The sequence below is a fragment of the Psychrobacter sp. 2Y5 genome, from assembly GCF_051847375.1.
GTDB lineage: Bacteria > Pseudomonadota > Gammaproteobacteria > Pseudomonadales > Moraxellaceae > Psychrobacter.
In genome coordinates, this window is the sequence record NZ_JBPYDA010000004.1 from 59,029 (window position 1) to 72,916 (window position 13,888).

Consider the following 13,888-nt stretch of genomic DNA (forward strand, 5'->3'; position numbering starts at 1 on the left):
TAAAGATATCTTAGAGGCTAATTGCCGATTTTTAGCGTTATTCAGTTTACAATGATATGCACCATAGCACAATACGCGACACAAACTTACAAATATATAACTTTTATAGCTAATGATTTTCTTACATAGTTTCACGTGAAACTAACGAATTAACTATTTGCATTGACTTGCTGACGAATTTGCTCTGCCACTAGCTCAGCTTGATTATCCAAAACCACAACATGCTGCTCTAAGTCCTCTAGACCTTCGGTATGAGCTGGACGCTCAATCTCTATTGGTCCAATAGCTTCAATAATCGTTTCCGCGAACTTAACAGGCAAGGCTGTTTCAGCGCAGACAATGATTTCACCGTCTCGCTGCAACTCTTTAGCGACTTTGATACCATCAGCGGTGTGCGGATCCACCAGCTCGTTATATTGCTCATATAAAGTCTTGATTGTTTGCAAACGGTCAGCATGGGTAGACTTACCCGCCGCAAAGCCATAACGATTATTCACCGTCTCCATCACATCTGACAAATCAAAGCCCTGCCCTGATTTCACCCCTTCAAACAGCTCATGTACGCGCGCACTGTCTTTATCTAATAACAAATAAACAAAGCGCTCGAAGTTCGATGCTTTAGAGATATCCATTGAAGGGCTGGATGTTACATAAGTCTTGTCAGTGGCACGCGGCTGATAAGTGCCTTGATTGAAGAAATCATTGAGCACGTCATTTTCATTGGTTGCGACCATAAGACGGTCAATGGGCAAACCCATCTCTCTGGCAATGTGACCGGCGCAGATATTACCAAAATTACCAGATGGTACACTGAAGCTAACTTGCTCATCATTGTTTGAGGTTACTGCAAAGTAAGCTTTAAAGTAATAAACAATTTGCGCTAAGATGCGACCCCAATTAATAGAATTGACCGTTCCTAGGTTATATTTCGCCTTAAACTCGGCATCTTGCTGCAGCGCTTTAACAATATCTTGACAGTCATCAAACATACCTTTGATGGCGATATTATGGATATTATCATCCGTTAAACTATACATCTGCGCGCGCTGAAACTCACTCATTTTGCCATGCGGTGATAGCATAAATACTTCGATATTCTCTTTACCGCGTAGTGCATATTCAGCCGCACTACCGGTATCACCACTAGTTGCGCCGATAATAGTGATACGCGCGCCTTTTTGTTTTAGTACATACTCAAAAGCATTACCCAAAAACTGCATGGCAACATCTTTGAAGGCGAGCGTCGGCCCGTTTGAGAGACCTAAAATATACAAATCTTCCTCGAGCTTACGTACTGGCACGATCTCGCTACTACCGAACACCTCGCTAGTATAAGTGCGATCAATAATGTCTTTGAGATCGGCGTGTGGGATATCAGTGGCAAAACGCTGCATAATCGCTAGCGCTAGCTGCGGGTAGCTGAGCGTACGCCATTCTTCTAACACCTCATTATCAACTGTTGGATAGTGCTCAGGTAACATAAGACCGCCATCAGGAGCAAGCCCCATGAGTAGCACATCACTAAAATCCATCGGCTCAGTCTGACCACGGGTACTGATATATTTCATTGTTTTTCCTGTAAATAATTATTTTGTTCAAATATAAATTTCAACTAGGTATATGCGGTTGTAGGCTAGCGCTTTAGCCTAGCATGGTATTTTTACAAAATATAAAAGCTAGGCTAAAGCACCAACCTACCTTAATCATTAGGAGTAAGGTTTAAAATACACTTATTGAGCCGTCTTCTGCAATAAAGCATAATAAAAACCATCGCCACTACTGCTGTCTATCGGTAAACACTGACGACCTACCTCTTGGGCAATACCCCAATTACTGTCATCGGTAAACTCAATCGCAGTGGCGTCGTTATTTTTTCTTAAAAAAGCTTGCATCTGTTCAACGTTTTCTTGCTTAAGGATAGAGCAAGTCACATACAGCAGATAGCCACCAACTTTGAGTTGTGGCCAAAGATTATGCAAGATATCTGCTTGTAAGTTAGCGGTTTGCTCGATATCTTCTTCAGTACGCAAAATGCTGATATCAGGATGACGACGAATAACCCCGGTCGCGGTACAAGGTGCGTCCAAAAGAATAGCATCGAATACGGCTAATGCCTCAGAGTCTTGCTTAGTTGGCTTAACCAATTGCCAACGAGTGGCATCGGCACAGACGATATCTAATCCAATATTTTTGTCAGATTTTTCTAAATTTAAGCGCTGTAAATTATCATGAATACGCTCAATACGTGGCGCTTCATTATCGATGGCGACCAGCTTAATATTTGTAATGTCTGCTTTGTCTGGTTTCACATGAAACAATACCGACTGATCTTCATTATTTAATAGCTCTAACCAATGTGCCAGCTTACCGCCAGGGGCAGCGCAAGCATCTAATAATTTAATTTCAGAGATATCATTACCTTTGTCTGCACTAATATTAGCTTTATCAGTAGCTACTTTATGCACAAGCGCTTGCTGAATAATAGGCGCAGCGAGCTGAGCGTATATATCCTGAATACTTAGGCCGCCTTCTGCAAAACTAGGTAAGCCGCTTACTGCCATGCTCTGCTCAAGGCGCAGCGCTTGATGGTTAATAACCATAGTTGCTGTACCGTTATCATCAGTAGACTGTAATAGTGACAGACCTGTTTTAACTTCAACTAATTCAGCGCTGATATCGGCTTGCTGTAGAGTTTTTTGGTAGTCGCTTACTAATGCATCAACCGTATTTACCCGCAAAAACATCGGTGCAGGCAGACGTAAACCTTGCGTCAAATCATCATAATACTCGCTCCAGTCTTGCTTAAGCTGATAGGCGAGCCAGTTCGGTAGACTGTGCTTTTTATCGCATTTCTTACGGAACTTACTCGGGTTTTTGGCTACCTTACGCAAGATAGCATTGGTAAGGCCGCTGGCATGCGCAAACTCGATTTCTTTTACCGATTCGACCGTTTCATGGATAGCGGCATGATCGGCGACTTCTAAGTACAGCAGCTGCGTCAACCCCACCAGAATAGTGGTACGGACTTCAATCTCGTCGATAGGATTATTCGCTAAACTATCGAGTAGACGCTCGAGGGCAAACCATTGACGCAGAGTAGTCAGCAATAGCGCATGAGCAAAGCCTTTATCGCCTTCGTGCAAGCTGTTCAGTAAAGGATCGAGTACGCTAGATAACGACTGACCATTTTGGATAGCAAGCAGACAGCGTATGACGCGTACACGTACACTACCCGTCATTTTTAGATTACTGGAGGGTTTGGGAGTTTTGCTATTAGGGTTAGACGCTGTTGACGGTTGTCTCATTAAGTTTTATTTCCTTGACGTATGATTAGTAGCGTCTTATTTGATAGAGTTTAGCTGGTGTTACTGCTGATCGGGATTGGAGGTGAATCGGTCACCATCATCTAATTGATTGCCATGACAGACTTGCTCAGCGCTAACAGGCTTACTACCGGCAAACTGTAGCTGAGTAATCGCTAAAGTTCCTGCCTGTACTTGATCACTCTCTTTACCACAAGCGACTAAGATAGCTTTGCGGCCAACACTAATGATAGTGCCTGAGGCTTCAGTCGTGGGCTGCGTCTCATTAACAGGCAAACTGGCTAAAACCTTTACCCGCTGGCCTTGTAGAAAGGTATAAGTACCCGGCCAAGGGTTCAACCCGCGTATTTGTCGCTCGATAGTAGCCGCCGATTGTGTCCAATCGATCTCGCCTTCCGACTTGACTAGTTTTTCGGCATAATTGGCCTCAGTATCGTTTTGTTCGATAGCTTTGGCTTGATAGCTCTCTAGATCTTGCATGACAGTGATAATAGCCTGAGCCCCTAACTCTGCAAGCTTATCATGCAAACTTGCGGCGCTATCATCATTAGTAATGTTAGTGCTAGTTTTATAGAGCATATTACCGGTATCAAGCCCGCGATCCATTTGCATGATAGTAATGCCAGTCTCTTTTTCACCCGCTAACAGTGCACGATGAATAGGAGCTGCTCCGCGAAAGCGCGGTAGTAGTGAAGCATGGATATTAAGACAGCCCAAAGTTGGGGTCTTCAACACGCCAATCGGCAAAATAAGTCCATAAGCCGCCACAACCATGACATCAGGTTGGTAGGTGCGCAGCGTTTGCCGGGCTGCCATACCCTCAATACTAGATTTTTTGAAAGTAGCAGGCTGCTCAACGACGATGTCATTATCTATAGCGACTTGCTTGACTGCCGAGGCACTGAGCTTTTGACCGCGTCCAGCCTTGCGATCCGGCTGAGTATAAACGGCTACAATCTCTATATTGAGCGCTTCTTGCTGCGCGATTAACGCTTGTAGGCTAGTCGCCGCAAATTCAGGCGTACCAGCGAACACCACACGTCTTTTAGCAGTAGAGATTAATAAATCAGTGTTAGCATTATTTGTTAACATATCGTCAGCAGCAGTCATTTTTTTCCTTATAACGCTTATAACCTTTACCAGTATTAAGCCCTAACTAGCAGGTACTGGTAAACATGATATTATAGTTTGTCACATTATAAGTGAGTTTAAGGGCTTGTGCCATGACTGTTAGCAGGCGACTGAATACCTTAAGCGTCATGTTGATTATTAAGATAACGATATTTATAAAATTCTTGTTATTATAATAGTTGTTTCGCTGTAGCAAATAATAACCCTAAAGTTTTAGTATTAGGAATCTGCTTCAAAATTTGGAGCCCGCTCTAACTATCCTCTCTTAGTGATCATCGTATCCGCTTGCCTTTTTTTGCAAGCATAGGATTATAATCTCATGCAACGTTTTCAGTCTCTAAAACGCCTATTGCTCTTTTATACTTTGACACTAGTAATTCTATTGTCTTTGTATTATGCAGCGCTCTATATGGAGCTTAGGCATCATAGTGAGAAACGTAGTCTGGATATTTTAAATAATTTGCAGTATGACGTTACTGAATATGGGGCGGTAACCAATGACGATATCGAAAACATACTAAAAAAACCTTATATCCAAAACATCAGTTATCAGCTGATTTTTATGCTGCCTTCAGGTCAGACGTATATTTATAACCACACTCGTCCAAATGAGACTGCGCTTACCGCAGTTAGTTTTCCAACGACTACCTTAAATGCCAAAAGATCGTATCAACTAGATCACCAAACTCTCAGAGCGGATATCAGTCTTGAAGGAGGGTATCAGCTCTATCTGGTTCTGCGTCATCAAATAGCGGATATAACTTGGACATCATATCGCTACTGGCTACCGTTGATGGCAGCTATTATACTTTTTATGATAGCGCTACTTTATACACTTCGCCGCCAAGCTAACTGGCAGCAGCTGCTACTTTATGCGGACACTTTAAGTGAGGATGCCAAAGAGGCGTATACCTCAATACCCTTTCCTTTAGAAAAGACCACCTCTGAATTTTTGCGACTAGGGCATGCTCTTAGTCGTATCAAGTATCAGCTGCATCATGACCATCGGCATATCAAAACCCTAAAACATCGCTTGGAGCGTTTGGTCGATGGCGCGCCTCTACCTATGCTGACGATCACACGGCAAGGTCAAATCAGTTTTTTTAACCCTCGTTTCGAGCAAGTTTTTGCTACGGCCTTTCAAAGTGAGGTGACTTATAGCTTAAGCGATTTTTTGACAGGTAGTGATAAAACTACTCAGCAGCTATTATTAGATCTAAGCGCTCAGCGCGTAACACGCACGTTACTGGTTTGTGGCCTAGAGAATAATCAGCCTTATCAGTTGCATATCTCACCTTGGTTTGGCGCGCATGGTCAAGTTCGCGGGTTTACGGCTTTATTGAATAACGTTAATTCTTTCGTCAAACAATGCGAAGATTTGCGCCTAAAAAACCACACTCTTGAGAGCCAAGCCAAATCAATCACGGAGCTAAGATCGGTCATTGGTCATGAGCTACGCACACCGCTAAATGCCATTATCAGTACGCTAGATATGGTAGATAAAGACAACTTGACCACAGCGCAACACGAGACTCTGGCGATTCTCACTCAGTCTAGTCATTCTATGCTGGCTATATTGAACGATATGCTCGATATGGCCAAGATAGAGGCCGGAAGAGTGGATATCATTAATGAGTCCACTGATATATTCAAGCTTGGACAGCATGTTAGCGATCTGATGATAGGCAGTACTCGTCGTCGAGATATCGATCTATTGTACTATTTTTCGCCCTGTTGTCCTCGCTACATCACTACCGATGGTCAGCGCCTATGTCAGATACTGACAAACCTTATGGACAATGCCGTTAAGTTTACTGAAAACGGCTATGTGGCTCTCATTGTAGAAGAGGTGACGCCGCGAGATATTTCTGCGCTTGATCAAGACTCGTTCAATAAGATTAGCACCACTAAAGCTGTTATCGGCGCGCCAGACTCCACTCCCAAGGCGTCTGCGTCTAGCTCCCTTAACCATACTCCTGCTAGCACTCAAGATAGCCCTGAGGGTGGTTGGGTTCGTTTTAGGGTTAAAGATACTGGCATCGGCATGACGACGGCTGAGCAGCAGCAGTTATTCTCGTATTTTAATCAAGCCAACCCCCAAATCACTCAAAAGTTTGGCGGTACCGGGTTGGGTTTGGCTATCTCAAAAAGCTTTGCGCAGCTGCTTGGTGGTTTTATTCGTGTCGAGAGTGCAGCGGCTCACGGTAGCTCTTTTGATCTCTATCTCCCCTGCTACGCGCCTATTTATCAGCCAGTCTATCATTTTCATCATAGTCTGTTACGCATCCACCTAATCGCGGTTGTCGATCAAGCGCTACGCGAGAGTTACTTGCAGCGTATAGGGGATTATTTGTCTATGACTGTCAGCGTTTATAGCGAATTAAACTCGGCAACGATAGCGCAGCTAGAGCACCAGCTTGCATCCAGTGAGCCAAGTTTGACACCTATACTGTTGTTAGATTATGAGTTCTATGAAGATTATAATGCTACGCTACTCTCTTCCGCTAAGACAGTAGAAGGAAAGAGTAAAACCAGTGAAAATCGCTCAAACAATCAACCTGCTGATTCGTTGTCTGATCCTAATAGCGCCCTAAAAACGATGATTAATAAAAGCACTTCGTCAAAGATACTGCTAAGTAGGAAGCCCGAGCGTGGTATTCCTGCAGCTTTTCTTGAAAAGTTTGATGGCTTCTTAAACAAACCTATTAATATTACGTTAATGCTCTCTGAGCTGATACGTTTGGCTCAGTCGCAATCAGCAGCAACGACACAGAGATCAGAGCTCGCACTTGCAAGCTTAAAAACAGATAAAACAAATCCAGCCACCGAAAAGCTAGTGAATAAAGACAATCGAGATAACTCAAAAACAGTTAAGCAAACACTCGCTAAAATAAATACTACAGCCCCGCTGATACTGGTTGTAGAAGACAATCCCATCAATCAAAAAATCACTTGTAAGCTTTTGGCTAAGCTAAATTATCGCAGTATCGTTGCAGAAAACGGGAAGCAAGCGCTCGCTGTATTAAAAAAGCAGCGTCAAGAGATTGCGCTTATTTTGATGGATTGCCGTATGCCGGTGATGGATGGCTTAGAGGCCACTCAAACTATCAGAAACGCAGGCGATGATATTACTATTATCGCCCTAACCGCTAATGATAGTACTGAGGATCGGATTAGTTGCCAACAAGTAGGCATGAATGAGTTTTTGACCAAACCGGTGCAAAAAGATAAATTACAAAACGTACTACATCGATTTATTTCATAAAACCATTATCTGCTAAAAAAGCCTCAGTGATATCCTTTTGTGGATTAGACTCCGTATCCGCTGAGCTCTTATCTTTACTTATTAGACGCTCTAGATAGCGCGACACGATATCTACCTCAATGTTTACTTTATCCCCTAGCAACCAATGTTTGGCAATATTAGTCACTTGTGCAGTATGCGGAATGATGTTTAAGCTGACAATATTGTCTCGGACTAAATTAGTCGTCAGACTGATACCATCCACTGTAATAGAGCCTTTGGTTGCCGTATAATGCGCCAGCTCCTTTGGAATCTCAATCTCAATATAAATAGAGCGCGCGTCCTTTTTTAGCTTACTAATGATGCCAACGCCATCCACGTGTCCTGCGACAATGTGACCACCGAACCGCGTCGTCGGTAGCATAGCCTTTTCTAGATTGACGATATGACCGGGTTTTAGTGATTCTAATGCCGTACGAGCGATAGTTTCACGTGAAACATCTACGGCGTAATAATTACTACCTATCACGACTACTGTCAAACAAATACCGTTTGAAGCTATAGAATCTCCTAATTTTACGTCACTAAAGTCCAATTCATCAGACTCAATAGTCAAGCGAATGTCACCACCTGTAGGCTGTATAGATTTGACATGACCAACACTTTCAATAATCCCTGTAAACATATAACCCTCTTTTTCTATAAATTTATGACACTAATTAAAATTGATTTAGCTATTGTTAATTGAGCAAACAGTATTATTTTCAATAGTGTGGATAAAAAGGACAAGCTGTGGATAACTCAATGCTATTAGGGTTTTTTCACGTGAAACTGATAACTTTTAAAAAGTTATCCACAATAAAGTATTTATTTTTTAAAAAACACCTCTTTACTTTATATTTAACATAAGGTATTGATTTAAATAATATTATTTACAATAACCTCCTCAAAACAGTGATGTCGGGTTTCATGTGAAACCAATCAATCGAGAGTTATCCACAACTTTAATCAGTTTCATGTGAAACACTGCGCTCTATAGTATTTATCCCTATTTTATAAAGGTTTCAAAGTAATCTTTAAATCACTACCGATTAATTTATACTCAGTATATTGAAACCGTAGCTGCTGCGCTAAAGATAATGGATTAACCTCAACCATAGCTTGTGCTTGCGAGCCTAAAACACAAGGAGCCTGATAAACAATCAGCTCATCGACAAGCTGCTGACTCAAAAAACTCCCTGCCACACTAGCCCCCGCCTCTACTAGTACCTCATAGCATTGCTGCTCGCTGACTAAACGCTTAAGTAGACTAAGTAAGTCATCTTCACGCCAATATAGCGTTTGTTGCTGCTGACATAACTGATAAGCGGACTGAGCATCGTATGATAAGCGCTGACGCCTATCGAGCACGACGACCAATGGCTGAGGCACTTGCTCAATATCCACCCCTAAATGCGATGAGCGCACATTTAGCTTTGGATTATCCGCAATGAGGGTTTCACTACCCGTGATAATAGCGCCACTTCGCGCTCGTAGCTCTTGCACATCGGCGCGGGCAGCAGCGCCAGTTATCCATTTAGATTCGCCACTTGCCATCGCAGTACGGCCATCTAAGCTAGTCGCTATTTTTAGCCGTACATAAGGCAATTGCGTCCGCATCGCTTTTAAGAAACCTTTGTTTAAACTGGCGGCTTGCTCTTCTAATACGCCTATGGTTACCTCTATGCCAGCTTGCTCTAACAGTGCGACCCCGCGGCCCGCCACTTGTGGATTGGGGTCGAGGCCGGCAACGACTACACGCTGGACTCCAGCATCTATCAAAGCAAGCGCGCAAGGCGGAGTTCGACCCGTATGACTACAAGGCTCCAAGGTAACGTAAGCCGTTGCCTCTTTTGCGCGTGTGCCTGCTTGTTTAAGAGCAAAAACTTCAGCGTGTGGCTGACCAGCTTTTGGATGAAAGCCCTGCCCGACAATCTCCCCTGACTGCACTATGACGCAGCCTACCGCTGGATTAGGTCTAGTGGTATACAAGCCCTGTTTAGCCTGCTCGATAGCCAACATCATAAAGTAATTATCTTGGGCGTGTTGCGCATGATTTGATACGGACATAATAAAAGCTTAGTAAGGTTGGATAAGAGTGTTGATAAGTTTGTAGATATATTTGTTGATAAATAATAGTGCTATCGGCTTTATTAAAACGTTTCACGTGGATAAGGTATATAAATATAGCCATAAAACTACTGGTAAAACTAGTCACAAAATGCCGGCTAACTAATTGTTTTTATCAGAAGGGCGTATATTAGCCAGCTCTTGCTGAAAGGCATCAATATCTTGAAAGTCACGATAGACACTGGCAAAACGTACATAAGCGACGTCATCCAGAACTTTTAGTTCACTCATGATAATCTCACCTAAGACTTTGCTACTGATTTCACGCTCGCCCATCTGTCTGACCCGCTTTTCAATACGGCTAATCATCGCTTCTTGTTCATCAATAGTAATAGGACGCTTTTGTAGCGGTAATAGAATGGAGCGTCGTAGTTTTTCGTTGTCGTAAGGCTCGATTTTGCCACTAGATTTGATAATGCGCGGCATCACCACCTCTACCATCTCAAAGGTGGTAAAACGTTCTTGACAGCTACTACAGAGCCTACGACGACGTACTTGCGCCCCTTCTGCTGCTAAGCGCGAGTCAATAACCTTAGTCTCTGAAGCATTACAGTAGGGACAATGCATAATTTTTCCTTTCTTATCCTAGCGACTATACTTGCTTAAAAGCAATTTTATTAAACTACTATTTTAAAGCGCTACTGGTGTAGTTTTTTCACATTGGTTTATCTCTCAATGCTGACTTATTTACCAATACAAAAACTACCGAATATCTTACCCAAGAGATCGTCCGCGCTAAATTCACCGGTGATTTCACCTAAGCTACTTTGCGCTTGTCGTAGGCTCTCAGCCACTAACTCTCCCGCCTTAAATACCACTAGCTGCTCATGAGCTTCTGATAAATAACCAGCAGTACGTCTCAAAGCATCTAAATGCCGAGTACGTGCGATGAGGCTATTCTCAGGGGGATGAAAGCCCACTTTAGCACATAAAGCTTCTACTAAGTCTTCGATGCCAGCACCTGTTTCACATGAAACATTGACTTGTTGATAGCCTTTTTCTGTCATCTCAATCTGTGTCATAGAATGGAAGTCGTCTTTGCGGCTATCGTCATTTAACAAGTCGCTCTTATTAGCGATAATCAATAAACGCTTGGCTTCTGGTAGCTCGCCGAACAGTTGCTCCGCTAGCTGTAGCGGTGTACTCTCACCTTCAATATCACGAGTAACGTCATAGACTAACAGTAAGATATCGGCTTGGGCGATAGCAGTACGAGCCCGCTCAATACCGATACGTTCGACCGTATCTTCGGTGTCACGCAGACCAGCGGTATCAGTCAGATGCAGGGTTAAACCCTTAAGTACCACCGTCTCACTTAGCGTATCACGCGTGGTGCCTGCGACTTCTGTGACGATAGCGCGCTCTTGTCCAGCAAGGCGATTGAGCAAGCTTGATTTGCCTGCATTGGGCCTACCCGCTAATACTACATGGATGCCATCACGCAGCATTTGGCCTTGCTTGGCGGTTGCTAATACTTGCTGTATTTGAGCTTGCGTTTGTTCTAGATTATCTTGAATAATGCCATCCGATAAGAAGTCAACGTCCTCTTCATCGGGAAAATCTATCGCCGCCTCGACATGCAGGCGCAAGTGAATAAGCTGCTCTAGCAACTGATTAATCTTTTCTGAAAACTCACCACTTAATGAGCGAATAGCACTACTGGCGGCCGCTGCGCTAGTCGCATCGATGGCGTCAGCGATGGCTTCGGCTTGCACTAGATCTAGCTTATCATTATCAAAAGCGCGGTAAGAGAACTCTCCTGCCGTTGCTTGCTTAGCGCCTAGCTCAAACACTCGCGCTAATAGCAAGTTCTGTAATATCACCCCGCCATGGCCTTGTAGCTCAATAACGTCCTCACCAGTAAAAGAATGTGGCGCTTTGAAATAGAGCACTAAGCCTTCATCGATAATGGTACCGTCAGCCTGATAAAAACGGCAAAAACTGGCTAAGCGCGGTGTAAAAGCCGTCTTACCGGTTAATTGACAAGCGATATCATAAGCTTTTGCTCCAGAGAGACGAATAATACCGACACCGCCGCGCCCTAATGGCGTGGCAATAGCCGCAATCGTAGTCAACCCTGATTGAGCTTTTACTGGCATTTGCATAGCATTCACAAGCACTCTCAACAACCAAAACCTCTATTATAGACGGCTATGCTGATACTGACAAAGTAAAGTTGAAATAGGGTGCTTCAGCACTTTCATCTTGACTAAAAAATAAGTTTAGCAAGCATAACTATAAAAAAACCACCGCCTAAGCGATGGTTTTAAATGACTAAACTAATCAAAACTTAATTAGCTTAACACCTTAACGGTACGACGTTTCTGCTCTTCTTCGACCTTCTTATTGACGATGTATTGCTGCGTCATACTAAATAAGTTGTTCACTGTCCAGTATAGTACTAGACCGGCTGGGAAGAACAACATAAAGGCGGTAAAGATAATCGGCAAAAACTTCATAACCTTAGCTTGCATAGGATCGGCAGGCTGCGGATTTAACTGCTGCTGGATGAACATAGAGACGCCCATCAGTAGCGGTAGAATGAACCAAGGATCCATTGCGGATAGGTCTTGAATCCATAAAATCCAAGGCGCGTGACGAAGCTCAACACTCTCAACTAATACCCAATATAAAGCTAAGAAAATAGGCATCTGCATCAAAATCGGCAAACAACCCGCCATCGGATTGACCTTCTCTTCTTTATAGATAGCCATCATCTCTTGCGACATCTTCATGCGATCATCGCCATGCTCTTCTTTTAGTGCTGCTAATCGCGGAGCTAAAGAGCGCATCTTCGCCATTGAATAGTAGCTCTTGTTAGAGAACCACATCAGAGCAATCTTCACTAAGATAGTCAGGACAATAATAGACCAACCCCAGTTACCTAATACCTTATGGATACCATCAAGAATAGCAAAAAGTATCTTCGATATTGGCCATAATAAACCGTAATCAACGGTTTGATTCAGACCGACAGCTACCTCTTTGAGCTCAGACTGTACTTTAGGACCAGCGTACAAAGTAGCATCTAAAGTCAGCTGCTTATTTGCGGCAATATTAACAGGCTGACTGTTAAAGCCAATAAAATAATCGTTGCCTGTCTCACGACTGAAGAATTGGCCAGTGAAGTTCTCTGGTGTCCAAGCAGATACAAAGTAATGCTGTACGATACCAACCCAGCCTTCATCGCTAGTGACACTGAGCTCATCATTACTAAACTTTCCGAACTTAAGCTTATTGTACGGATCATCAGGTGTTCCCCAAGCGCCGCCTAGATAAGTCGCCATACTCAGCGCGCCTTTATCAGACATCCCAGGGTCTTTACTATCATCACGCTTGAGCTGGGCAAACATCTGTCCTTGCCACGGCTGCGCTGACCTATTTTGTATCTGATAACTGACATCGATAGGGTATTTACCATGGGTGAAGGTATAAGTCTTAGTTACCGTGACGCCATCTTGTTGATAGGTTAGCGGTACTGATAAGGTTTGTTGCCCCTCTTCCATCATATAGCTATCAGTTGCAGAGCGATAACTGGCACGGCCATCTGCAGTGTCGATACCGTTCTGACCGATCAAGCCTGACTGAGCGACATAGACACGATTACTATTGTTCTCAAGCAATACAAAAGGTTCATCGCTATCGAGCGTTGCGTCGTATTGCTTTAGCGCAGCATAAACAATGTCGCCACCTTCAGGGTTGATTTTGACGTCATAACGATCGGTAGTGACAGAGATAAGATTGGTATCTTTAACCGGAGCGGTGGACGCAAGGCCCTCATTGACCGGTATCGTCTGTGCCGGAATGTCACCCGCTGCACCAGTGGTAGAGGGAATATCACCTCCTACTGTAGTTGCCGCATTCGGCGTAGTTTCTACAGCTGGCGCATCAGCATAATCATCTCGCCATGCCAAAATCAGCAGATAAGCGGTAATTAGCATCGCAATGATGATCATTACCCGTAATATCTTTTGCATAAACCTGTCCTAGATTAAATATTAGGGAACTAAAATTAGAGCAT

9 protein-coding genes are annotated in these 13,888 nt (G+C 43.5%); 1 reads left to right on the plus strand and 8 read right to left on the minus strand.

Going from position 1 to position 13,888, the window contains the following annotated elements; all coding sequences use genetic code 11:
- Window positions 1-149: 149 nt before the first annotated feature.
- The 3 genes from thrC to fmt form a co-directional block, all read right to left on the minus strand.
- Window positions 150-1,568, minus strand: coding sequence for a threonine synthase (gene thrC, locus ACS8E3_RS05390; protein WP_439242031.1), 1,419 nt, complete (start codon window positions 1,566-1,568; stop codon window positions 150-152).
- Between the two features lie 162 nt (window positions 1,569-1,730).
- On the minus strand, window positions 1,731-3,305 hold the full coding sequence (locus tag ACS8E3_RS05395) for a transcription antitermination factor NusB (RefSeq protein WP_439242033.1): 1,575 nt from the start codon (window positions 3,303-3,305) through the stop codon (window positions 1,731-1,733).
- 60 nt (window positions 3,306-3,365) lie between these two features.
- Complete coding sequence (fmt, locus tag ACS8E3_RS05400) at window positions 3,366-4,433, minus strand: methionyl-tRNA formyltransferase (RefSeq protein ID WP_439242035.1); 1,068 nt, start codon at window positions 4,431-4,433, stop codon at window positions 3,366-3,368.
- A 340-nt stretch (window positions 4,434-4,773) separates the two neighbouring features.
- On the opposite strand from fmt, the gene ACS8E3_RS05405 reads away from it, so the two are divergent.
- Window positions 4,774-7,719, plus strand: a complete 2,946-nt coding sequence (locus ACS8E3_RS05405; RefSeq protein ID WP_439242037.1) for a response regulator — start codon at window positions 4,774-4,776, stop codon at window positions 7,717-7,719.
- On the opposite strand, the gene ACS8E3_RS05410 is transcribed toward ACS8E3_RS05405, so the two are convergent.
- The 5 genes from ACS8E3_RS05410 to yidC form a co-directional block, all read right to left on the minus strand.
- The gene (locus ACS8E3_RS05410) at window positions 7,709-8,383 is read right to left on the minus strand and encodes a riboflavin synthase (protein WP_439242039.1); all 675 of its coding nucleotides are present in this window, start codon (window positions 8,381-8,383) and stop codon (window positions 7,709-7,711) included. The two genes, ACS8E3_RS05405 and ACS8E3_RS05410, sit on opposite strands and share 11 nt — an antisense overlap.
- Before the next feature lie 368 nt (window positions 8,384-8,751).
- Complete coding sequence (gene ribD / locus ACS8E3_RS05415) at window positions 8,752-9,807, minus strand: bifunctional diaminohydroxyphosphoribosylaminopyrimidine deaminase/5-amino-6-(5-phosphoribosylamino)uracil reductase RibD (protein ID WP_439242041.1); 1,056 nt, start codon at window positions 9,805-9,807, stop codon at window positions 8,752-8,754.
- 162 nt (window positions 9,808-9,969) lie between these two features.
- Window positions 9,970-10,434, minus strand: coding sequence for a transcriptional regulator NrdR (gene nrdR, locus ACS8E3_RS05420; protein ID WP_439242043.1), 465 nt, complete (start codon window positions 10,432-10,434; stop codon window positions 9,970-9,972).
- A gap of 116 nt (window positions 10,435-10,550) precedes the next feature.
- A complete protein-coding gene (gene mnmE, locus ACS8E3_RS05425; RefSeq protein WP_439242396.1) occupies window positions 10,551-11,972 on the minus strand; it encodes a tRNA uridine-5-carboxymethylaminomethyl(34) synthesis GTPase MnmE in 1,422 nt (473 codons plus the stop codon).
- 189 nt (window positions 11,973-12,161) lie between these two features.
- Window positions 12,162-13,844, minus strand: coding sequence for a membrane protein insertase YidC (yidC, locus tag ACS8E3_RS05430; RefSeq protein WP_439242045.1), 1,683 nt, complete (start codon window positions 13,842-13,844; stop codon window positions 12,162-12,164).
- Between the last annotated feature and the right edge of the window lie 44 nt (window positions 13,845-13,888).